Here is a 20516-nt window from a genome sequence, read left to right on the forward strand (position 1 = left end):
TAAGGAGTGAATAATCATGGCAACATTAACTGAAGTTAAAAATGGTGTTCGAATTGAAAAAGATTTTTTAGGTGAAAAAGAAGTACCAAACTATGCATACTACGGCGTACAAACAATGCGTGCAGTTGAAAACTTCCCAATTACAGGATACAAAATCCATGAAGGTTTAATTAAAGCGTTCGCAATTGTAAAAAAAGCTGCAGCGCTTGCGAATACAGATGTAGGAAGATTGGAATTAAACAAGGGCGGTGCGATCGCAGAAGCTGCTCAAGAAATTCTTGATGGAAAATGGCATGATCATTTCATCGTAGATCCAATCCAAGGCGGAGCGGGTACTTCAATGAACATGAATGCAAATGAAGTCATTGCCAATCGTGCTCTTGAATTATTAGGAATGGAAAAGGGAGACTATCATTATATTAGTCCAAATAGTCATGTAAATATGGCCCAATCAACAAATGATGCATTCCCAACGGCGATTCATATCGCAACGTTAAATGCATTAGAAGGCTTATTACAAACGATGGGTTATATGCATGATGTATTTGAATTAAAAGCCGAACAGTTCGATCATGTGATTAAAATGGGACGTACACATTTACAAGACGCTGTGCCAATTCGCCTTGGACAAGAATTTAAAGCGTACTCACGTGTACTTGAACGTGATATGAAACGCATTCAGCAATCACGTCAACACTTATATGAAGTGAACATGGGAGCAACTGCAGTTGGTACAGGCTTAAATGCAGATCCAGAATATATTGAAGCAGTTGTAAAACATTTAGCTGCAATTAGTGAATTACCGCTTGTTGGTGCAGAAGATTTAGTAGATGCGACGCAAAATACGGATGCTTATACTGAAGTATCTGCAGCGCTTAAAGTATGTATGATGAATATGTCTAAAATTGCGAATGACCTTCGCTTAATGGCATCAGGTCCGCGTGTTGGTTTAGCGGAAATTATGTTACCAGCTCGTCAACCAGGTTCATCTATTATGCCAGGGAAAGTAAACCCTGTTATGCCAGAAGTAATTAATCAAATTGCGTTCCAAGTAATTGGTAATGACCATACAATTTGCCTTGCTTCAGAAGCAGGACAATTAGAATTAAACGTGATGGAACCAGTACTTGTTTTCAACTTACTTCAATCGATTAGCATTATGAATAACGGTTTCCGTGCCTTTACAGATAATTGCTTAAAAGGAATTGAAGCGAATGAAGATCGCTTAAAAGAGTATGTTGAGAAAAGTGTAGGAATTATTACAGCCGTGAACCCTCATATCGGTTATGAAGCAGCAGCTCGCGTTGCGAAAGAAGCAATTGCAACAGGCCAATCCGTTCGAGAACTTTGTGTGAAAAATGGTGTATTGTCACAAGAAGACTTAGAGTTAATTCTAGATCCATTCGAAATGACACACCCAGGGATTGCAGGAGCAACTCTTTTAAAGAAAAATTAAAAGAAGAGGGGGGACAATCCCCTCTTTTTTGTTTACAATATAGAAATGCTATATATGAATAGAGGTAGGGATGTTATGAGCAAGTTTACAGTAGCTTCTAATGGCGCATTAGAAACAACATTAAGAGGAGCAGAAGTATTATCAACACCACTTTTAAATAAAGGGGTAGCTTTCACACAAAATGAAAGAGAAGAGTTAGGTTTAAAAGGGTTATTACCGCCAGCGGTTTTAACGTTAGAAGAACAGGCACGCCGAGCATACGAACAATTTAGTTCTCAGCCGGATGATTTATTAAAGAATGTATACTTAACTGCGTTACATGATCGAAATGAAGTATTATTTTATCGTATATTAACAGATCATTTACGTGAAATGTTACCGATTGTATATACACCAACTGTCGGTGTAGCAATTCAAAGATATAGTCATGAATATCGTAAACCACGTGGTGTTTATTTATCAATTAACGATCCATCAGGTATCGAAGAAGCATTCACGAATATCGGTGCAACAGCTGAGAACATTGATTTAGTCGTTGTAACAGATGGAGAAGGCATATTAGGAATTGGTGACTGGGGCGTTGGTGGTATTAACATCGCAATCGGAAAATTAGCTGTTTACACTGCTGCAGTTGGAATCGATCCTAGTCGTGTATTACCGGTAATTTTAGATGTAGGTACAAACCGTGAGGAGCTATTAAACAATCCATTTTATATTGGAAATCGTCACCCTCGTATAACAGGTAAAGCTTACGATGAATTTATTGATACGTTTGTACAAGCGGTAAACAAACAATTCCCGAAAGCACTTTTACATTGGGAAGACTTTAGCTCTCGTAACGCACGAAAAATTTTAGATAAATATCGTCATGATGTTTGTACGTTTAATGATGATATTCAAGGTACAGGTGCAGTTTCACTTGCGGCAGTATTATCGGCAGTGAAAGCTTCTGGTGTACCGCTAAGTGAACACCGCGTTGTTGTATTTGGTGCTGGTACGGCTGGAATCGGTATCGCAGATCAAGTTAGAGATGCGATGGTCCGCGTAGGCGTATCTGAAGAAGAATCATATAAGCGTTTCTGGTGTATTGATCGTAACGGGTTAGTTACAGATAATATGGAAGATCTTCTTGATTTCCAAATTCCGTACGCAAGAAAAGAAGTAGAAGTAAGTGGGTGGAAGCAAAATGATGTGATCGGACTTGCTGAAGTTGTGAAACATGTAAAACCGACAATTTTAATTGGTACATCTACTGTTGCAGGTGCATTTAAAGAAGAGATTATTAAAGAAATGGCTTCTCACGTAGAAAGACCAATTATTTTACCAATGTCGAATCCGACACCACTTGCTGAAGCAAAACCAGCAGATTTAATCGAGTGGACAGAAGGAAGAGCGTTAGTTGCAACAGGAAGTCCATTTGAACCAGTTACATATAACGGTGTAACGTATGTGATTGGACAATCAAATAATGCACTGATTTTCCCAGGTCTTGGTCTTGGAACAATTGTAGTACGAGCAAGCGTCATGACGGATGGAATGTTCGCAGCAGCAGCTGAAGCAGTTGCAAGTATGGTAGATACAAGTCAGCCAGGAGCACCTATTTTACCAGAGGTCGAAGAATTACGTAATATCTCAGAAATGGTTGCAATTGAAGTAGCTAAAGTTGCAGTTGCAGAAGGTGTTGCAAGAGTGAACTTAAGTGATAACGATATCAAGATGGCAGTGAAAGAAGCAATGTGGAAGCCAGAGTATCGCCAAATAAAAGCGGTAGAAAAGGTTAGAATATAGAAAAAAAGCCCGTTTATAACAATAAGCGGGCTTTCGCTTTTACTACTGAAAAAAAGTATAGGAAGTGTCACCTTTGAATTGGAATCAATTATGGAAGAAAGATATGTCCCTTTTAATTATATTAATGGTCGTTGTTCCGATTGCTGGGGAGCTGAACTTTCATCCCTTTAATGATACGTTTCGAGTTAGCTTCGGTACACCGCTATTCTTCTTTTTATTATTATTTTTAAGAAGAGTACCAGCAGGAGTTGCAGGTATTCTTGTTGGTATATCTGTAGTCTTATTCCGAGTATGTCTTGACTGGATCATGCAAGGTTCATTTCATATGACAGAATCATTTTATTTGCGTTATCCTGTGTTCTTCTATTATTTTATTTATGGCAGTTTTTTTTCGCTTTGCAGGGTAAATAAGTTCCATCAGAAACCAATCATTATTGGATGCCTTGGGATTTCAATTGAAATTGTTGCAAGTATGTCAGAACTTGCGTTTTATCACATGTTAGTACTAGGTACAACAATAACGATTTCTGAAGTAAATAAACTCATCATTATTGCTATTTTTCGTAGTTTCTTTGCACTTGGTTTTTTAAATATGATGAATTTATATGAAACGAAATTAAAAGAATCGCAAGTTCGAAAAGAAAATGAAAATATGTTAATGCATCTTTCTAATTTATATGTGGAATCTGTTCATTTGAAAAAGACGTTACAAAATGCGGAGTTAATTACACAAGAAGCATATCAACTATATCGAAATTTACAAGTAAGCGCTGATTCAAGTAGTAAAACAGCATTGAAAATAGCGGGGGAAGTGCATGAAATAAAAAAGGATAATCAAAGGATATTTGCAGGATTATCTAAACTGTTATTAGATAAAAATGTGGCTGAATATGTAGAAGGACATGAGTTAGCAGAAATGATTGTTAGAATAAACGAGAAGTATGCTGAAATGCTAGAAAAGGATATACGTTTTTCTAAACATATAGAAGGTGAGCATGCTGCATACCACGTGTATACAGTTCTATCAATTTTTAATAACCTCGCTGCAAATGCAGTTGAAGCAATTGAAGATAAAGGTGTCATTATTATTAAGCTATATAAAAGAGATCAACATATATTTTTTGAAGTAATTGACGATGGACCTGGTATTGCACAAAAATATAAGAAATTAGTATTTAAGCCAGGATTTACTTCTAAGTATGATCAAACGGGAACACCGTCAACTGGTATTGGGCTTTCTTACATAAATGAAATGGTAACAGAGCTAGGCGGAGAAGTGAGATTAGAAGGCCGAGAAAATAAAAGAGGATGTAAGTTTATCGTTTGTTTACCGGAGGGTAGTTTAAAGCGGGAAGGGGAATAGATTTGTTTTATTATATCGTAGACGATGATGAAGTTTTCCGTTCGATGCTTTCGCAAATTATTGAAGATGGAGATCTTGGAGAAGTAATTGGTGAGGCGGATGACGGAGCTTTTATTGAGGCGGATCAACTAAATTTTAAAAAAGTAGATATTTTATTTATTGATTTGTTGATGCCGATGAGGGACGGAATTGAAACAGTTCGTCACATTGCGTCAACTTTCACGGGGAAAATCATTATGATTTCTCAAGTGGAATCGAAGCAGCTTATAGGTGAGGCATATACACTTGGTGTAGAATATTATATTACAAAACCATTAAATAAAATCGAAGTTGTATCTGTTGTACGCAAAGTGATGGAGCGTATTAGATTGGAGCGTTCTATACACGATATTCAAAAATCATTGAATAACGTGTTTCAGTGGGAAAAACCGCAATTGCGTACTGAACCAGTGCAAGAAGGAAAAAAGATAGGGGATTTAGGGCGCTTTTTACTATCAGAACTCGGTATTGCGGGAGAGAATGGAAGTAAAGATTTACTTAGTATGCTGGAATATTTATATGGTCAAGAAAAGGCACAGACATTTGAGTTTGGCTTTCCTGCGTTAAAAGAAATTTTCCATCATATTACGATAAGAAAATTAGGGGATTTAGCTTTAGAGGCGGATATTGATAAAGAGAAAAAAGCGTCTGAACAAAGAGTACGTCGAGCTATTTATCAGTCGTTAAATCATTTGGCTTCTTTAGGATTAACAGACTTTTCAAATCCAAAATTTGAAAGCTATGCTCCAAAATTTTTCGATTTTACCGTAGTTAGAAAACGGATGACAGAAATGACGAAAGATGAACTCGCATCTTCTGGTCATACGCGAATTAATACGAAAAAGTTTATTCAAGTGTTGTATTTTGAGGCGAAGAGGTTGATGGAGATAGAGTGAAGAAGATGCTTATAAATAAGCATCTTCTTTTGTTAAATCAACATTTTATATTTTCTCGTGGAGCATGTAAAATGTTAAGTAAGAGAAAATGGTTTTATATTAAGGAAGTGTCAAAGCAATGAGTTTCACATTGAATAAATCGATTATTAAAGAAGTGTGCGGAGAGACCTCATATAAAAGAGGTGAAGCCTATTATAAATCAAATAAAGTGATAATAGATCAGTACGATGAAAATAAAGAAATTTGTGAGGCGACAGTAAAAGGGAACGAGGATTTCCATGTTACAGTAGCAAAAGCCAAAAAGGGTGATGTTGTTGCAAAATGTAGTTGTCCTTCATTAGCGTCTTTTCAAACGTACTGTCAACATGTTGCAGCAGTATTAATACAAATAAACTATAATCAACAAACAGGTAGAATGAGCTCCACTAGTAACAGAAATGATCAATTGACAAGTGGTATGTTTCAGCTGTTTGCAGACAAACCACTGAGGCCAAAAAGTAAACAACACCGTTTTGATACACGTGAAATATTAGATATTGAGTTTATATGTACACCAGTAGCTACGAGAAGTGGTGGGGCTCTTCTTGGAATTCAATTGAAACTTGCCAAAGTGTATTTCATAAATCATATTAGAGAATTTCTTTCTAAGGTGGAGAAAAGGGAATCTTTTCATTGTTCAAATGAATTTACATATACACCAGATGTACATAGTTTTAAACAAGAAACGGATGCAATTATTCAGCAGCTCATTAAAATGTATCATAATGAAAAAATGTATGAAGATACGCTAGAAGTACATGCGAAACAAGATGAAAGTATGATATTTATACCGCCAGCTTCGTGGAAGGATATGCTCTCTTCACTTTCTAAAGTTGAATATGTACAGCTGAAACAAAATGAACAACTGTTTCAGGGATTACAAGTTTCAAAAGGTTTGTTGCCGTTACACTTTGAATTTACGAAGGGAAATAATGGCGGATTTACACTTCATATAGATGGTCTAAATCGTGTACAAGTTATGGATATGTATAACAATGCACTTTACGATGGGAAATTATATCACTTACACATTGAAGATTGTATGCGACTTATTGAATTACAAAAGATGATGAGTCGCTCAAATAGTAATCAGTTTTATATTCCAGAAAGTAAGATGGAACATTTCGTCGCGAAAGTTGTACCAGGATTAATGAAGCTCGGAACTGTACACATTGATGAAGTAATATCGGATCGTGTTGAAACACCTTCGCTAAAAGCGAAATTGTATTTAGACCGCGTGAAAAGTCGCTTATTAGCAGGTCTTGAATTTCACTATGGGAACGTCATGATTAATCCGCTAGAAGAGGATGGACAGCCGTCTGTTTTTAATCGTGATGAGAAAAAGGAAAAAGAGATTTTAGACATTATGAGTGAAAGTGCCTTTGCAAAAACAGAAGGCGGTTACTTTATGCATAATGAAGAAGCTGAGTATAACTTTTTATATCACGTCGTGCCAACATTAAAAGGTTTAGTTGATATTTATGCGACGACAGCAATCAAATTGCGAATTAATAAAGGGGATGCAGTTCCTCTTATTACAGTGAGAAGAAAAGAAAGAATTGATTGGTTGTCATTTCGTTTTGATATAAAAGGAATACCAGAAGCAGAAATTAAAGGTGTATTAGCGGCCCTTGAAGAGAAACGTAAATATTATCGATTGGCGAACGGTTCGTTTTTATCGCTAGAGAGTAAAGAGTTTAATGAAATTAATCAGTTTATAAAAGAATCAGGTATTCGGAAAGAATTTTTACATGGAGAAGAGGTAAATGTTCCACTTATTCGGAGTGTAAAATGGATGAACGGACTTCATGAAGGCAATGTTTTAAGTTTAGATGATTCTGTTCAAGAGTTAGTAGAAAACATTCAAAACCCGAAAAAATTAAAGTTTGCTGTGCCAAATACTTTAAATGCAGAAATGAGAAAGTATCAAGTATATGGGTTCGAATGGATGAAAACACTTGCTCATTACCGTTTTGGCGGTATTTTAGCAGATGATATGGGACTTGGAAAAACGTTGCAAAGCATTGCTTTTATAGATTCTGTTTTGCCTGAGATTCGAGAAAAGAAACTACCTATATTAGTCGTTTCACCATCATCTCTTGTTTATAATTGGTTTAGTGAATTGAAAAAATTCGCCCCGCATATTAGAGCAGTTATTGCAGATGGAAACCAAGCAGAGCGCCGGAAAATTTTGAAAGATATAACGGAATTTGATGTCGTAATTACGTCATATCCATTACTGAGAAGAGATATAAGATTGTATGCAAGACCATTTCATACACTATTCCTTGATGAAGCGCAGGCGTTTAAAAACCCTACAACGCAAACGGCAAGAGCTGTGAAAACAATTCAAGCTGAATACCGTTTTGGGCTAACGGGTACACCTGTAGAAAATTCATTAGAAGAGCTATGGTCTATCTTCCATGTCGTCTTCCCAGAATTATTACCAGGAAGAAAAGAGTTCGGTGATTTAAGGCGTGAAGATATAGCGAAGCGAGTGAAACCATTCGTATTAAGACGATTAAAAGGGGACGTATTAAATGAGTTGCCAGAGAAAATAGAGCACTTACAATCATCGGAGTTATTACCCGATCAAAAGAGTCTCTATGCTGCTTATTTAGCGAAGCTCAGGGAAGAAACGTTAAAGCATTTAGACAAAGATACGTTACGTAAAAATAAAATTAGAATTTTAGCTGGTTTAACGAGATTGCGACAAATTTGTTGTCATCCTGCTTTATTTGTTGATGATTACAAAGGAAGTTCAGCTAAATTTGAACAACTGTTAGAGATTTTAGAGGAATGTAGAAGTACAGGAAAGAGAATATTAATTTTTTCTCAATTTACGAAGATGCTTTCCATTATTGGTCGTGAGTTAAATCACCAAGCAATTCCATACTTTTATTTAGACGGGAGTACACCAGCGCAGGAACGTGTAGAGCTGTGCGATCGGTTTAATGAAGGAGAAGGGGATCTATTTCTCATTTCTTTAAAAGCTGGTGGTACCGGACTTAATTTAACTGGTGCAGATACAGTAATATTATACGATTTATGGTGGAATCCAGCTGTTGAACAACAAGCGGCCGATAGAGCGTATCGAATGGGGCAAAAAAATACAGTGCAAGTTATAAAGCTAGTAGCCCACGGAACAATTGAGGAGAAAATGCATGAACTGCAAGAAAGTAAGAAAAATTTAATTGCTGAAGTGATTGAGCCGGGAGAAGAAAAATTAGCATCCATCACGGAGGAAGAAATACGAGATATTTTAATGATTTAATATGAAAAAGCTATGCTTTCACATGTGAAAGCATAGCTTTTTGTTGTAATAATTATATTTTGTTTTGTGCAAAGTAAAGAAATCAAATGTTATTTAAATTACTTCTTTGTACCTTTACTTTTGTATGGCTTTGCAGCTGCCTTTTTCTTTGCACTTGATTGCCAACGGTTCCATCCTTTACTTCCTGTACCTTGTCCTACACCTTTTTTCGGTTTTGCCTTCGTTTTACTCATATGATCACTCCGTTATTTAAAAATCTTATTTGATAATAGTCAATGATTTAGAAAATACTCTTTATAAATGACTATGATTGCTTTAAGTAAAAATAAACTGCTTGAATGCTATAGTATATCATGAAATTGCAAGTAAACTGAAAGGAATTATAAAGAAAATGAAAATAATAAGAAATACTGCGGATTCTATATTCCGAACGATCACATTAATTATTGTGTATACGTTAGTTTCGGTCAGTGAAACATTTTTTGGATTGACGAGGCAGAAAAAGTAAAGATGTTAAATTAACAACAATCAATAAAGCCGTAAAATAAAGAATTGAAAAATATTTTAAAACTTTTTGTTGACTTTCTTTATTTTTTGTATAGAATAATCATTAATAAAATGTTTCAGAGATGTGACAACAAAACGACTATGAAAGGACGAGTAGTAGTAGGACGTAGTTTAAGCGAGTCAGGGGTGGTGTGAGCCTGATACGAAGCCTATTATGAAGAACCTCCTGGAGTTGCTAACCGAAATCCTTTATAGGAAAGTAGACTTAGCCGGGAACTTCGCCGTTACAAGAAGAACAGTATCGAGATATTTCATCTCCGTATTGTATAAGTGAGCAACCTCTGTTGCTAATTTGGGTGGTACCGCGGAACCAAAGCCTTTCGTCCCAGTTTTTTGGGAAAGAAGGGCTTTTTTTGTTGGCTTCTTTTCACAACATCCAAACATTTTAGGAGGAAACCACCATGTATCAATCATTAATGACAGTAAGAGAGACTCAAATTGCAATTAAGGAAGTTAAAACATTTTTCGAGGACCAATTAGCAAAACGCCTTGAACTATTCCGCGTATCTGCACCATTATTCGTAACGAAAAAATCAGGATTAAACGATCACCTAAACGGTGTAGAACGTCCAATTGAATTTGATATGTTACATTCAGGAGAAGAATTAGAAATTGTTCATTCACTAGCGAAATGGAAACGATTTGCATTACATGAATATGGATATGAAGCTGGTGAAGGTTTATATACAAACATGAACGCGATTCGTCGTGATGAAGAACTTGATGCAACGCATTCCATTTACGTTGACCAATGGGATTGGGAAAAAATCGTTCAAAAAGAATGGCGTACTGTCGATTACTTACAAAAAACAGTACAAACAATTTATGGAATATTCAAAGATTTAGAAGATCACTTATTTGAAAAATATCCGTTCCTTGGAAAGTATTTACCGGAAGAAATTGTTTTCGTTACTTCTCAAGAATTAGAAGATAAATATCCAGAATTAACACCGAAAGATCGTGAACATGCAATTGCGAAAGAACACGGTGCAGTCTTCATTATCGGAATTGGTGATGCACTTCGTTCAGGTGAAAAGCACGACGGACGCGCAGCTGATTATGACGATTGGAAATTAAACGGTGACATTTTATTCTGGCACCCAGTACTACAATCTTCATTTGAATTATCATCAATGGGAATTCGTGTTGATAGTAAATCACTTGATGAGCAGTTAACGAAAACTGGTGAAGACTTCAAACGTGAGTATGATTTCCATAAAGGTATACTAGAAGACGTACTACCATTAACAATCGGCGGTGGTATTGGACAATCAAGAATGTGCATGTACTTCTTACGTAAAGCTCATATCGGTGAAGTTCAATCTTCTGTATGGCCTGACGATTTACGTGCAGCTTGTAAAAAAGAAAACATTCATCTGTTTTAATAGAAGTGAGAGAGGGTAGTGGTCATCTCCCTGTCAAGTAGACAGAAATAAAAAGAGTATTATGCCACGGCCTTTTCCCGATATTCTATCGGGGAAAGGCCGTGAAGTTTTTCTTGGAATCTTTCTGTATTATAAAATTGAATATATTCTTGAATTGCTCGGTAGGCCATTTCATATGTTTTTGGGCACACTAAATACAACTTCTCTGTTTTTAAATGTGAGAAGAATGATTCGATACACGCATTATCAAAACAGTTTCCACGTCTAGAATGACTACCGACAAATCCTAATTTCTCTAACTGTTTTGCGTAGGATTTAGATGTATATTGAAACCCTTGATCTGAATGGAAAAGGGGCTTAGTAGTTAATGACTTCCCTTCTAATTGACGTAATGTAGTTAAAACCAAATCTAAATCATTTCTTGAAGATAGCTTCCAGGCAACAATTTCATTGTTGTATAAATCTAACACAGCCGACAAATAGGCAAATTGTTCTCCGATTCGTACATAAGTAATATCTGTTACGAATTTTTGATTTTGCTTTTCAGCTTGAAACTCTCGATTCAAATGATTTTTAAATACCACAGATGTTTTTCTTCCATAAAACGGACGTTTTTTTCGAATGATAGATTGAATACCCAGCTCTCTCATAAGACGACGAACACGTTTATGATTCATTACCATTCCTTCTCGAGCCAAAGCACGAGTCATACGTTTATACCCATAGTAAGGGTGCTGACGATGAATAGATAAAATATGTTCTTTATGCCACATATCCCTTTTCTGACGTAAACGCTGCACGTTATGATATTTCCGCCATTTATAGTAGCCAGCCTTAGAAACTTCCGCGATTTGAAGCAACCATCGGAGTGGATAGGCTTGGCGTAATGAATCGATAAGAGAAAATCGTTCTTTCTTTAGGACCATTCCTTCCCGTGTAGATTTGGATTGCGCTTTTTTAAATACTCAACCTGTGCCTTCAAATAAGCATTTTCTTCTTCTAGACTATTAAAATTCTTTCGATTCCAGACACCACGTTGATCATCAAAGGACTCCCCTTGTTGCGCACGTTTTACCCACTCAATAATCTGGGCATCGCTCTTCACACCGAGTTGTTCACGAATTTCTCGCAATGATTTTCTCTCTTCTAATCGAAGACGAACTGCTTCTCGCTTTAGTTCTTCTGTATATTTTTGAAATGATTGTCCTTTTCTTGCCATAAAAAAATCCCCTCCAGATAAAACAGTATTGAGTCCATCATATCAGATGGACTCTTTTTTTACTTTCTACCTATAGGGGATAATACCAGTAGCTCAAAGAGTTATCCTCTCTTTTTATTGTGTAAACGAATGGTTTACAGTGAATTTTACTAATGGTTTCTTTCTTTTATATCTCTTTTTATGTAATAATTTGTTAAAGGAGGGGACGTTATGAATTTAGGAGAACAGTTAAAAAAACTACGAGAGTCAAAGGGATTTTCACAAGAGGATGTTGCTAAAAAGATTGGTGTAACGAGGCAAGCGATATATAAATGGGAAAATGATAAAAGTTATCCTGATATTGATAATTTAATTTTACTGAGCGAAATGTATAATGTTACGCTAGATGAGTTGATAAAAGGGAATCAAGATTTCAAAAAGAAAATACATAGTGATGCAGAAGATGAGGATTTTGAGAAAGGAAATGAATTTGGTTTTTATATTGGATGTGGTTTGCTAATTTTAAGTGCTTTCGTTGATTATGAAGGAATGCAAGAAATCTTATTAGGAATAGCACTATTCATGATAGTTTTTTACTCTGACGTGAAGAAAGTTATTTTGAATGAGTTCAGATCGTTTTTTAAAAGAAAAGATATATATGATAAGAGGTGAGAAGAATCAGTTATATTTCCTAGGAAAGAGTATAAGAAGTAATTGAATTGTTTTATAATGATTTTAGGATGTTGATAGTGTGTTAAAAAGTTCAAACAAGCATAACCCCGTTCTAAAGCTAGGACGGGGTTCAAAATCTAAGTTTTATGAAGCGAGAATTTCTTTCAAATATTTTTACTTTAGTAAAGACTTCTTATAAAATATTACTTATTTATTACCGAGTTCTTCCGCTAAACCGATTAAAATTCCTTCGACTCCACGAATGTAGCAGAGACGATACGAGTTCTCATACTGAACTACTTCACCAACGAGCTCTGCACCATGCTTAGTGAGTCTCGATACCATTTCGTCAATGTCTTCAACGGTGAACATGACGCGTAGATAACCGAGGGCGTTTACAGGAGCATTTCGGTTATCTGATATAGTAGGTGGGGTGAGAAATCGCGAAAGTTCAATTCGGCTGTGGCCATCTGGAGTGACCATCATAGCGATCTCTACGCACTGAGAACCGAGTCCAGTTACGCGACCAGCCCATTCACCTTCGACATTGGCTCGACCTTCGAGATTCAAGCCAATCTCCTCAAAGAAAGAGATTGCGTTATCAAGGGATTCTACAACGATGCTGACATTGTCCATTCGTAGTAATTTGTTTTTTGCCATAGTCTTATCTCCTTATGTATAAAAGTCTATTATTTAATTATCCTCATAATTATACTACTAAGTAGTTACAAATTCCTTTCAGTCAAAAACACCTTGTCACAGTATAGGAAAATGTGACAAGGTGTTTTTTAATATGTCATATAGCATCGTGTTAACGAACAGCTTTTTATTTAATAGGAAGGTAATACATTAATATGATTTTTTTAGCATTACTAAATATATCAGATTAGCTCATTTGCACTAAAGGCTCAATTTTCGCCATAAATGATTGATGCAGCGCCTCAACGCCTGTTACTAAATGAAGGCGGTCAATAACGACAGACACTTTAATTTCTGATGTACTTACCATTTTAATATGAATATCTTCTTCTTTTAAAGTAGTGAACATATTTGCAGCGACACCTGGGTTAGATACCATGCCAGATCCTACGATTGATACTTTTGCTAAGTGATTTTCATGTTCTACAGATTCATAGTGAAGAGTTTCTTGATTTTGTTCCAAAACTTCTAAAGTTTCTCTTAAATCATTCGAATGAATGGAGAAGGAGAGGTGTACAGTTCCTTCATTTGTAATACTTTGAATGATGATATCTACATTAATGTGTGCTGCTGCTAATGTAGAGAAAACTGTTGAAAGCGAGCCTTGTTCTAATCCTTTAATTGTGACACGTGTAATGTTATCCTCAAATGCAATACCTTTAACGATTGATTGTTGTTCCATGTTACATTCTCCTTTTACAATTGTTCCGTTTTCTTGTTCCATACTTGAGCGAACTTCTAAAACTACATTATGATTTTTAGCAAACTCAACAGCGCGCGGGTGTAATACGCCAGCACCGAGATTAGCAAGCTCTAACATTTCGTCATAAGAAATTTCGTCTAATTTGTAAGCATCTTTTACAACTCGTGGGTCCGTCGTATATACACCTGTCACATCCGTATAAATATCACATTTTTTTGCTTTAAGTGCAGCAGCTAATGCGACAGCAGTCGTATCAGAGCCACCACGGCCAAGCGTTGTAATTTCATTTTCTACACTTATACCTTGGAAACCAGCTACGATAACAATCGTACCTTCAGCAAGATAAGATTGAATACGATCTGTATGAATGTCAGTAATCCGTGCACTACTATGTACAGATTCTGTCGTAATACCTGCTTGCCACCCTGTTAATGAAATTGCATGATAGCCTTTTGCTTGCAGTGCCATTGTTAATAATGAAATAGTTACTTGTTCTCCTGTAGATAGAAGCATATCCATTTCACGTTTACTTGGATTTTCTGTGATAGCGTTAGCGAGTGCGACAAGTTCATCTGTGCTTTTTCCCATTGCTGAAACGACAGAGACAATGCTATGACCTCGTTCATATTCTTCAATAATTAAATTTGCTACATGTTGAATGCGTTCGACGCTTCCGACAGAAGTGCCACCAAATTTTTGAACAATTGTTTCCATTACAAATTCCTTCTTTCGTCTATTTTTAAGAATAGATTAGGAAATATATAAATCCCCAATACTCCTGTAGTTACCAGAAAGACAAACAAAAAACACCATCTCAAATAAGTGAGGATGGTGCTGTTACAGGAAAAGGGAAACAGAAAACGGAGCTAATAAAAAAACCGCCAAAAAAGGAATATCATAAAAAAATGATATCTCTTTTTTGTAGATAGCTCTTCATACGTACACGTCTGTACATATGACAGTTCTGTTTCTATTCGAAAACAGCCCCAATTGATAAATGCAGAGAAATTTATCAATTTCGGCAATACTTCCTTTCATCTAAGTTCATAGACATCTCTGTGTCTCCATTAGAATACTCATAAGTATCGCAACCTCTATCTCACGTTTTAGGCGAGAGTGTTTGATTTATGAAGTTGTTGGTAACATTTGTTTTATAATAATTTAAATTTTTCGTGGAATCAAGTGTTTTATATATATTTTAAAAATTCTTTCTTTTTTCTGAGGAAGTTTGTGAAAAATGTAGCAAAATAAATTCATTGCATGTACATTAAAGTTATAGTGCATAGGAGGTGGGGAGAATGAAAAGGAAACAGCCTATTTATGTTGCGACAAAAATGAACACGACGATGGAAAAATTATGGGAATATACGCAAGAACCAGATATACATACAGAGTGGGATGCTCGCTTTACTGAAATTTCGTATTTAGAGAAAAAAGAAGGGGAACCACAGAAGTTTTTGTATAAAACAAAGATTGGATTTGGGCTTGAAATAGTTGGAGAAGGGGAATCAATAGGTGAAATAAGAAAAGATATTTTAATGCAGTTATGCAGTTTGATGAAAACGAAAATGAAATTGTAGATTATTTTGGTGAACCACATTTACTCGTTTCTACACTGCATTTTCATATCGATGAGTTAGGGGCAATGCATATTTCTTCAAAGAAACAATGGTTTTATATGTTTGGAAGAAAAATGCCGTTACCAAAATTTTTGTATGGTGAGGCAAAAATTGTTGAAAGTTATGATGAAACACTACAATGTTTTCGAATTCATGTACAAGTACGAAACCCGTTAATTGGTTCGCTTTTTTCATATAAGGGAACATTTGTGGAAAGGGAATAGACGATATGAAAAATATAATATTTGGGCTTGCTTGCTATGTTGTTTTTCTAATAAGTGAGTGGTCGAATATAAATCCTGTTGAAGCAATTATATTATTATCTGTTTTATTATTTATACCAATGTCATTTTGTATTATTGATAAAAGAAAAAGAGATGGATCGCAATTATTATTTTATAAATCCGTATCATTTTTATATCCAATCGCAGCAATTTGTGCAATGTTAGCTTTCGTCACAAATCACTATTTATTTGCGCTAGTTTGGTTTGTATATACAGGAATTGTTGCGTTATTTGGTGTAAGTAGATTGCTAGAAAGAGGATGGAAGCCGTTAGAAGAGATCGCCATAGATAGTGCGTTTATTTATTTGTTTTTAGGTGGTTTTTGGTTTTCTGCTTCAGTAGCAAAACTTTCAATTATGCATTTTAGCTCTGACATTGTTTTACTCACAGCTGCACATTTTCATTATTCGGCGTTTCTATTGCCATTATCAGCTGGTTTAATAGGGAGAAAAAGAGAAAAGAGAAGTAAAGTGTATGATGCTATTATGTTTATCATCATGATTTCACCTATGACAGTTGCAATAGGAATTACATACTCAAGAATATTTGAATTTTTTGCAGTGTTCCTATATTTATGTGCAATTTATGGGTATGGATTTTACGTTTGGAGAGCAAAATTTAATGCTATCAGTGCAAAGATTCTTCTAATCGTTTCGTCTAGTACACTCATGGTTACAATTATGTTCTCACTTATATATTCATACGGGAATTTGAAGCATGTCTTGACGATTACAATTGCTCAAATGGTTTGGATTCATGGTGTTGTCAACGGAATTGGAGTAGCGTTACCGGCATTTATCGGCTGGGTGATTGAAAAGAGTGTTCCGAATTATAAATACTATGGGAAACCAATGAGTAAGTTAAGAGGAAATGTGGCAATTGGTGAGGCTTATTTATATAGCAGCAATTTAGTAGACAGTAAGGAATACAACGGTTTAGTTGATAAAGTAAATGACTTTCATAGTGAGGCATTTGATGTGACGAAGGTTCCTTTAAGTATTATTCATTTTTATGAAAATACAGTAGAGTATGAATTGCAATCGAATATTAAATGGGCTCGTTGGTTCCGTCCGTTCGCACTTTGCTATGAGAAAATGAGTAAGCGTGTAGAACAAATACATTTAGGAATGGGCGGCAATTGGGAAACGATGCATGGCTCTATCATTAGTGTCATAGATGAGAAAGATGGAAGAGAGAATGTAAGGGCTTGGCTAAGAAAAAATGAAGCAGGTAAATCTATTTTTGTAGCTCTTTATTCAAAGCATACAAATAAGAGTGAGACATATATGAATATCGCCTTACCTTTACCTTATTCGAATATGACTGGTATTTTGAAACTATATAATGATAGTCATGATTTAATTATTACTAGTAAGTTAAGAGAAAATGGTCAGGGAGATGAGGGGATTTATTTACATACTCGGTTCTTGACAATCCGTTTACCGTTAGCAGAGACTTTTATTATAAAAGAGCGCACGGATCACATACTAGAAGCTAATCATAGAATGTGGATATTTGGAGTTAAGTTTTTAGAAATTGATTATAAGATTAAGAAAGTACAGGAGAAGTAAGAAAAGCTTGGAGAGATTCCAAGCTTTTTTACGTATGTGTAATTGTTATAGCAACTTGTTTATCTAGCTCATTATCCCAAACACGTTGAATTTCAAAGGTGCCTTTTTCAAAAAATAATGGGAATCTTTCTTTAAACCAATCTTGCATAGGAAGCTTTAGTGCTGTATCGATTGGTATCCATAATAATTTGCCCTCAGGTGGGTTTAAAAGAAGTTCACCTTCAAATGAGTCTGTCCAGTAGTTAAATACCATGTACCGAACATTCCCTTTCGGATTTACATATTCATCTAATCCCTTAAAATTTAAATCCGAAACAAGTAATCCGGTTTCTTCTTTTACTTCCCTTATAGCGGCTTGAACGATACTTTCGGGAAAATCTACTTTGCCGCCAGGAGCTATGTAGCCAGGGAAACCTCGATGATTGGGTCGTTTTACGAGTAAAACTTCATTGTTGCGCTGGATCATACACATTGTATAGATTTGGTGTTCGATGTTATGTGAATTTGGAGGCATAATGATGCATTCTCCTTTATATTTTTTTGATAATTTTACCATAACATAATGGTTTCTTATATAATTGGAAATATAATATTATGAATTTTCAGTCGTATATTATGTATTCTATAGTCATTTGAAAAGAGGAGAGAGACATGCAAGGGGAAATACAAAAGGAGAAAAGTTTAAGTTATATTGGAAAATTATTATTACCAGTTAAAGTATCAACGCACTTTAAGTTTTTATGGATTGGACAATTACTCTCGGCCTTAGGTAGTTCGATAACTATGGTCATACTTCCAGTTGTTGTGTATTCATTAACTGGCTCAACAGTTGTAATGGGGATGACGATGGCAATGTACATGCTACCTAATATTCTTGCTTTACCGTTTGCAGGTTTAGTTGTAGACCGAATTGATCGGGTTAAATTAATGTTATTTACGGATATAATCCGCTGTATATTAATGCTATTACTTGCATCGCTTATATTTATGGATTTATTAACAATTACGATTTTATATATTCTCGTTGCCATATACGGACTTATGGAAGGGATATTCCAACCAGCATATTCTGCTGTAAGGGCGAAAGTATTCGTTCCTGAAATTCGTAATGCAGCTAACGCACTCACTCAAATGAGTAATCAAGGTATACGATTGATTGGGCCAGCACTTGGTGGGTTAATCGTATCGGTTGCATCTGCAGGGATAGGTTTCGGACTAGATGCAGCAACGTACTTATTATCATTTTTATGTTTATTATTTTTAAAAGAAATTAAGTTTAAAAAAGTAAAACCCATTGAAAAGAGTAAGCTTACTTACAAACAAGAGTTTATGGAAGGTGTTTTAGTTTTAAAAAGTCATCCGTGGCTGTGGATTACAATTTTAGTTTTTTCTTTTATAAATATTTGTTATGCCGGCATTATCGTCGTATTAATTCCATGGTTATTTAATGTTCATCATCATTTTGAAGCTTACGTGTATGGGCTTGGCATGGCCTTTTCTGGTGGTGGGGCTATAATTGCCGCAGTAATATTTGGTGGGAAAGAGCGGTGGCATAAGAGAGGATTACTGGCTTATGGAGGTGTTTTAATGAGTGGCATTGCTTTATTAATTATGCCATTCATTTCTTGGGCACCCGCTTTAATATTCTTAATGGCAATTGAAGGATTTGGCATGATGATATTTGGACTCATTTGGGAAACGAGTTTACAGGAGTTTGTACCAGAAGAAGCATTCGGAAGAGTGGCAAGCCTTGATATGTTGGGTTCTTTTGCTTTATTGCCATTAGGGTATGTAGTTGTAGGCTGGTTAGCTACTGTCATAGGTGGCGAAATAACTATTATAACACTAGCTAGTTTAGTAATTTTAACAATTGGAATAGCATTGTCTGTACAGAGTATTCGTCGATTTAATTGATTATATGGGAAAAGAGGGCTAGACCTATATAGAAAATAACTTAGCATATAATCAACTAGTATTAATAAAACACCTTTGTAATGAAAAACTGTCCGTACATATTTGGCACAACAAAATTAGAAATCACAAAAGAAGTGACGGAAGCGATACAAGCAGGTTTCAAAAAAGAAGACTAAGCCCTAAAGAAATTAGGACTTAGTCTTCATTAAATACAAATGTTTGTTTCATTTTTTTACCTTCATTTACCGGATGGCCATTGTAAGAGAAATTCTTTTCTTCCCAAGTGATTACAACTTTAAAATTATGACTATTAAAGTCTAATGGGAATACCATGTAGTCAAAGCTTGTATGACTTTTAGAAATATTTTCATTAGGTGTAGTAGGTTTAAAGGTAGCTTTAGAGGTAGGGTTGTTATCAAGTATTTCCACAGATACGTTTGATACATCATGACCGATGTTTTTTACGAGTAAACTATACGTATCAAATACACCTTGCTTTGGCTGGATTGCTTGCTTGTTTGAGTTATGAGATTTATCAATTTCGACATACCATTGTTTAGACTTTGACGCAATCGGTAGTGACTGAAATGTGTAAGCACTAGCTTGTATTGGTAGTGCTAAGCATAAAAGTGTAAAGAGAGTTAATATTTTTCGTTTCATTTTTTTAGAGCTCCCATTCTTTAATGGATTTACTTGTTATTATCTTCTTTTTACGAGTAAATATACCATATAATGTAAAGTGGCTATAAGAGTAGTGAATCAATATCTTATTCAATACTCTTATAGCCGGCATAATTACGTATGTAGTAAAAAAGAATAAATTTGTTTTTCTATACTTAGATTGCTGCCCTTTTTAAAAGGACTATTTTTACGTTTTAATAAAAAGAATATACTAAGAGTTCAGTATAAATTATTTATTTTAATGTAGTTAAATGTGCTTATATATGTGAAATTAGAGAAGGAAGCTGTGTAGAGATGTTTCTACACAGTTTTTTTAGGATATGAAAAAATTACCAAAAATATGTTAAAATAACATTGTCATACAACAA

Annotated in this window: 16 protein-coding genes, 2 pseudogenes, 1 riboswitch and 1 other annotated feature; of the genes and pseudogenes, 12 read left to right on the forward strand and 6 right to left on the reverse strand. The window is 35.3% G+C overall.

The features are described from left to right. Positions 1-16: 16 nt before the first annotated feature. The 5 genes from aspA (at position 17) to ACXKY9_RS08225 (ending at position 8855) form a co-directional block, all read left to right on the forward strand. Positions 17-1456, forward strand: coding sequence for an aspartate ammonia-lyase (gene aspA, locus ACXKY9_RS08205; protein ID WP_000224178.1), 1440 nt, complete (start codon positions 17-19; stop codon positions 1454-1456). Between the two features lie 75 nt (positions 1457-1531). Next, on the forward strand, positions 1532-3244 hold the full coding sequence (malS, locus tag ACXKY9_RS08210) for an oxaloacetate-decarboxylating malate dehydrogenase (RefSeq protein ID WP_002100899.1): 1713 nt from the start codon (positions 1532-1534) through the stop codon (positions 3242-3244). 64 nt (positions 3245-3308) lie between these two features. After that, positions 3309-4607, forward strand: a complete 1299-nt coding sequence (locus ACXKY9_RS08215; RefSeq protein ID WP_002004878.1) for a sensor histidine kinase — start codon at positions 3309-3311, stop codon at positions 4605-4607. Between the two features lie 2 nt (positions 4608-4609). Then, the gene (locus ACXKY9_RS08220) at positions 4610-5542 is read left to right on the forward strand and encodes a response regulator (RefSeq protein WP_000500302.1); all 933 of its coding nucleotides are present in this window, start codon (positions 4610-4612) and stop codon (positions 5540-5542) included. Positions 5543-5660: 118 nt separating this feature from the next. Continuing rightward, entirely contained in the window at positions 5661-8855 is a 3195-nt protein-coding gene (locus ACXKY9_RS08225) for a DEAD/DEAH box helicase (protein ID WP_000011051.1), read from the forward strand. Between the two features lie 98 nt (positions 8856-8953). Here the strand turns inward: ACXKY9_RS08225 and ACXKY9_RS08230 are convergent, their stop codons facing one another. Further along, positions 8954-9088, reverse strand: a complete 135-nt coding sequence (locus ACXKY9_RS08230) for a DUF3934 domain-containing protein (protein ID WP_000047588.1) — start codon at positions 9086-9088, stop codon at positions 8954-8956. A 101-nt stretch (positions 9089-9189) separates the two neighbouring features. Here ACXKY9_RS08230 and ACXKY9_RS08235 point away from each other — a divergent pair, with 101 nt between their 5' ends. Both ACXKY9_RS08235 and asnA read left to right on the forward strand, forming a co-directional pair. Then, positions 9190-9363 (forward strand): hypothetical protein, encoded by a 174-nt coding sequence (locus ACXKY9_RS08235; protein WP_002023845.1) that lies wholly within the window; start codon positions 9190-9192, stop codon positions 9361-9363. A 131-nt stretch (positions 9364-9494) separates the two neighbouring features. After that, positions 9495-9753, forward strand: a binding site (T-box leader). 70 nt (positions 9754-9823) lie between these two features. Then, positions 9824-10807 carry an aspartate--ammonia ligase gene (asnA, locus tag ACXKY9_RS08240; protein WP_000284914.1) on the forward strand — a complete coding sequence of 328 codons (984 nt, stop codon included), beginning with the start codon at positions 9824-9826 and terminating at the stop codon, positions 10805-10807. Between the two features lie 59 nt (positions 10808-10866). On the opposite strand, the gene ACXKY9_RS08245 is transcribed toward asnA, so the two are convergent. After that, positions 10867-12026 (reverse strand): IS3-like element ISBth8 family transposase gene (locus tag ACXKY9_RS08245; RefSeq protein ID WP_087874946.1). Its coding sequence is split into 2 segments (ribosomal slippage): positions 10867-11768 and positions 11768-12026, totalling 1161 coding nucleotides; the frame shifts between segments, so codons are not numbered across the junction. 210 nt (positions 12027-12236) lie between these two features. Here ACXKY9_RS08245 and ACXKY9_RS08250 point away from each other — a divergent pair. Continuing rightward, positions 12237-12677, forward strand: a complete 441-nt coding sequence (locus ACXKY9_RS08250; protein ID WP_001048450.1) for a helix-turn-helix domain-containing protein — start codon at positions 12237-12239, stop codon at positions 12675-12677. A 207-nt stretch (positions 12678-12884) separates the two neighbouring features. Here ACXKY9_RS08250 and ACXKY9_RS08255 read toward each other — a convergent pair whose 3' ends face one another. Next, the gene (locus ACXKY9_RS08255; RefSeq protein ID WP_001107261.1) at positions 12885-13337 is read right to left on the reverse strand and encodes a VOC family protein; all 453 of its coding nucleotides are present in this window, start codon (positions 13335-13337) and stop codon (positions 12885-12887) included. 226 nt (positions 13338-13563) lie between these two features. Continuing rightward, the gene (locus ACXKY9_RS08260; RefSeq protein ID WP_000448032.1) at positions 13564-14793 is read right to left on the reverse strand and encodes an aspartate kinase; all 1230 of its coding nucleotides are present in this window, start codon (positions 14791-14793) and stop codon (positions 13564-13566) included. A gap of 204 nt (positions 14794-14997) precedes the next feature. Continuing rightward, positions 14998-15184: riboswitch (Lysine riboswitch) on the reverse strand. 193 nt (positions 15185-15377) lie between these two features. Here ACXKY9_RS08260 and ACXKY9_RS08265 point away from each other — a divergent pair. From ACXKY9_RS08265 to ACXKY9_RS08275, 3 genes and pseudogenes are all read left to right on the forward strand, one after another. Further along, a pseudogene (locus ACXKY9_RS08265) lies at positions 15378-15635 on the forward strand (hypothetical protein); the annotation flags it as partial. Beyond that, a pseudogene (locus tag ACXKY9_RS08270) lies at positions 15599-15922 on the forward strand (DUF4166 domain-containing protein); the annotation flags it as partial. The pseudogenes ACXKY9_RS08265 and ACXKY9_RS08270, both read left to right, overlap by 37 nt. A 5-nt stretch (positions 15923-15927) precedes the next feature. Continuing rightward, a complete protein-coding gene (locus ACXKY9_RS08275; protein ID WP_000789379.1) occupies positions 15928-17553 on the forward strand; it encodes a YndJ family protein in 1626 nt (541 codons plus the stop codon). A gap of 28 nt (positions 17554-17581) precedes the next feature. On the opposite strand, the gene ACXKY9_RS08280 is transcribed toward ACXKY9_RS08275, so the two are convergent. Next, positions 17582-18067 carry an 8-oxo-dGTP diphosphatase gene (locus tag ACXKY9_RS08280; protein WP_001134949.1) on the reverse strand — a complete coding sequence of 162 codons (486 nt, stop codon included), beginning with the start codon at positions 18065-18067 and terminating at the stop codon, positions 17582-17584. 137 nt (positions 18068-18204) lie between these two features. Between ACXKY9_RS08280 and ACXKY9_RS08285 the strand changes: the two genes are divergently transcribed. Next, a complete protein-coding gene (locus ACXKY9_RS08285; protein ID WP_001161172.1) occupies positions 18205-19467 on the forward strand; it encodes an MFS transporter in 1263 nt (420 codons plus the stop codon). Positions 19468-19662: 195 nt separating this feature from the next. On the opposite strand, the gene ACXKY9_RS08290 is transcribed toward ACXKY9_RS08285, so the two are convergent. Beyond that, complete coding sequence (locus ACXKY9_RS08290) at positions 19663-20127, reverse strand: hypothetical protein (RefSeq protein ID WP_000823343.1); 465 nt, start codon at positions 20125-20127, stop codon at positions 19663-19665. Positions 20128-20516 lie beyond the last annotated feature (389 nt).

The organism is Bacillus sp. 2175, from assembly GCF_057812155.1.

What these genes read in the sequence shown, in the direction of transcription:
- aspA (WP_000224178.1), top strand. Translation starts at nt 17, where the DNA reads ATGGCAACATTAACTGAAGTTAAAAATGGTGTTCGAATTGAAAAAGAT.
- malS (WP_002100899.1), top strand. Translation starts at nt 1,532, where the DNA reads ATGAGCAAGTTTACAGTAGCTTCTAATGGCGCATTAGAAACAACATTA.
- ACXKY9_RS08225 (WP_000011051.1), top strand. Translation starts at nt 5,661, where the DNA reads ATGAGTTTCACATTGAATAAATCGATTATTAAAGAAGTGTGCGGAGAG.
- ACXKY9_RS08230 (WP_000047588.1), bottom strand. Translation starts at nt 9,088, where the DNA reads ATGAGTAAAACGAAGGCAAAACCGAAAAAAGGTGTAGGACAAGGTACA.
- asnA (WP_000284914.1), top strand. Translation starts at nt 9,824, where the DNA reads ATGTATCAATCATTAATGACAGTAAGAGAGACTCAAATTGCAATTAAG.
- ACXKY9_RS08250 (WP_001048450.1), top strand. Translation starts at nt 12,237, where the DNA reads ATGAATTTAGGAGAACAGTTAAAAAAACTACGAGAGTCAAAGGGATTT.
- ACXKY9_RS08255 (WP_001107261.1), bottom strand. Translation starts at nt 13,337, where the DNA reads ATGGCAAAAAACAAATTACTACGAATGGACAATGTCAGCATCGTTGTA.
- ACXKY9_RS08260 (WP_000448032.1), bottom strand. Translation starts at nt 14,793, where the DNA reads ATGGAAACAATTGTTCAAAAATTTGGTGGCACTTCTGTCGGAAGCGTC.
- ACXKY9_RS08275 (WP_000789379.1), top strand. Translation starts at nt 15,928, where the DNA reads ATGAAAAATATAATATTTGGGCTTGCTTGCTATGTTGTTTTTCTAATA.
- ACXKY9_RS08280 (WP_001134949.1), bottom strand. Translation starts at nt 18,067, where the DNA reads ATGCCTCCAAATTCACATAACATCGAACACCAAATCTATACAATGTGT.
- ACXKY9_RS08285 (WP_001161172.1), top strand. Translation starts at nt 18,205, where the DNA reads ATGCAAGGGGAAATACAAAAGGAGAAAAGTTTAAGTTATATTGGAAAA.
- ACXKY9_RS08290 (WP_000823343.1), bottom strand. Translation starts at nt 20,127, where the DNA reads ATGAAACGAAAAATATTAACTCTCTTTACACTTTTATGCTTAGCACTA.